Raw genomic sequence first — 1,193 nt, forward strand, 5'->3', positions numbered from 1 at the left:
CGACTGGTACTTTTAGGGATAATAAAAACCAAATGGAATTTGGCCATTTTAGATAGTTTAAGGGAGCTTATTTGCTCCCTTTTTTTGTTTGTTTGTAGTAGTTGTATAGTTTTTCTGCTGTGGCTAGTGTCATGTTGTCTATTTTGTTAATACCGTTTTTGTAGCGTTGTATTGTTGTTGGGTTTAGGTTTAGACTTTTAGCGATTGTGTAGGCTGTAATATTGCTGTTTAGTAGTTCTTCTATTTCTTTTTTCATGTTTTATTCTCCTTTTTTATTCTCCTTGTTTTTTAGGTATAGACTTATTATAAATTTTACTAATGCTAATATTATAAAAAATATTCCTAGTTTTAATATCATTTTTGTTTACTTTAACTTGAAATTTGTTATAATTATAGGTAAGGGGATTTCTCCCCTTAATCTTAATTTATTAATTTTGATATTAATATTAAGATTATACCTATAATTAAGTCTATCAGTGCCTCTAATAGTAGTTTTTCCCACTGAATAGGCTTTTTATTTTGTTTAGGTTTCAAGCTTTATTGCTCCTTTCTTTATTTCTTAGTAAAGTTTTTATCAACTTTACATATATTATTATATACAATATTGTCTGTTTTGTCAAGTGTTTTTTGTGATTTTTTTAATATTTTACATAAATAAAGTTTATTAAAAAAGAGAAAAAGTATTAAAAAAGAGAAAAAAGTATTGATAAGAATAATATAATATTGTATAATATTATTATCAAGTTAGAAAGGTGTTAAAAGCTTTAAAAAGTGGGATGAAAAAATCGACGAAATCAAAGACTTCATCGACAAGTTGGTTTTGTTGGTATTATCACTTGGAACTTTAGCTAGTTTGATTAAGTGGATAATACAAACATTATTAAAATAATTATATAGGGGCGAAAGCCCCTAATAATTGAATTATAACATTTTTTTAAGTTTAGAACAAGAGGGATGAAAGATTTATTTTTAAATATTGGTGGTGTAATTGTAAAAATACTTATTTTATGTGTTACTATATACGCTTTTTATAAACTGTTAGTATAGCTATATATATTTGAACTTAAGGGAGGTGAAGATTTTGGAAAAATTAACGTTAAAGATGCTAAGGGTTAAGTTTAATTTGTCGCAAGATGAAGTGGCTGGGCGTTTGAATATATCCGCTGCGACTTGGAGCAAGTGGGAAAGAGCTA

The 1,193-nt window shown here is 26.8% G+C and carries 2 protein-coding genes; one reads left to right on the forward strand and one right to left on the reverse strand.

Translation table 11 applies throughout. The annotated features are described in order from the left end of the window. Positions 1-67: 67 nt before the first annotated feature. Positions 68-256 carry an XRE family transcriptional regulator gene (locus tag KMP12_RS07345; protein ID WP_215757064.1) on the reverse strand — a complete coding sequence of 63 codons (189 nt, stop codon included), beginning with the start codon at positions 254-256 and terminating at the stop codon, positions 68-70. Positions 257-1,102: 846 nt separating this feature from the next. On the opposite strand from KMP12_RS07345, the gene KMP12_RS07900 reads away from it, so the two are divergent. Beyond that, the coding region (locus tag KMP12_RS07900) for a helix-turn-helix transcriptional regulator (protein ID WP_215756383.1) at positions 1,103-1,193 on the forward strand (91 nt) is incomplete at its 3' end.

This window comes from Gemella sp. zg-1178 (assembly GCF_018790995.1).
GTDB lineage: Bacteria > Bacillota > Bacilli > Staphylococcales > Gemellaceae > Gemelliphila.

What these genes read in the sequence shown, in the direction of transcription:
- KMP12_RS07345 (WP_215757064.1), bottom strand. Translation starts at nt 256, where the DNA reads ATGAAAAAAGAAATAGAAGAACTACTAAACAGCAATATTACAGCCTAC.